The sequence below is a fragment of the Oleiphilus sp. HI0061 genome (assembly GCF_001635675.1).
In genome coordinates this window covers 1-679 of the sequence record NZ_LWFE01000176.1, presented here as the reverse complement: position 1 = coordinate 679, position 679 = coordinate 1, and the positions used below count along the sequence as shown (strand labels likewise).

1 protein-coding gene is annotated in these 679 nt (G+C 42.2%); it reads right to left on the bottom strand.

Annotated features, from left to right (window positions below):
• Positions 1-581 (bottom strand): hydantoinase/oxoprolinase N-terminal domain-containing protein (locus A3735_RS02120; RefSeq protein WP_304439954.1); only part of this gene is annotated, 581 nt, incomplete at its 3' end.
• Between the last annotated feature and the right edge of the window lie 98 nt (positions 582-679).

Here is a 679-nt window from a genome sequence, read left to right as displayed (position 1 = left end):
AGGGCTTTTTGAATGCGTAGCTCTTCATCATCATTGATAAAGGAAAATAAGAGATTTATCGCAATAGCTTCTGGTTTTAAGTCATTAACTTTTTGCTTAAGGGCTTCAATATCGTCATCAGATAAAGGTCTTATTAACTTTCCCTCGGAATCACGTCGGGTTTCTATTTCTAAGCAAAGCTCGCTTGGAACAGGAGGAATGGGTGGTTTGGCATTGAGGTTATAGAGTTCTTTGCGAGCTTNGCGGCCGATGCTCAGGATATCGCCAAAACCATTATTGGTGATATAGACGGTACGAGCACCTTTTCGTTCAAGCGCTGCATTGGTAGCTACCGTACTTCCATGAATAATACAAAGCTGTTTATTATCGACAGCTGAGTTTAAACCTAGTTCTTCTATTCCCTGCAAGATTGCTTGAGCAGGGTTTGAAGGGGTTGATAGTACTTTATGAATACGCACTTCTTGTTCAGTGAGCAAGACAAAGTCGGTAAAAGTGCCTCCGGCATCAACACCTAAGTACAGGATTTCATCCTCATCGCTTAAAGAAGATTTGGGATTGTGAAGCTTAGGGGAATTGGACACTTGCCTTTCCTTTGTATCAAAATGCGTGATTTGTTCTATCTATGAGGAGCCAAGTTTGCCTGAATTGCCAGAAGTAGAAACCTCTCGCCGGGGCATTG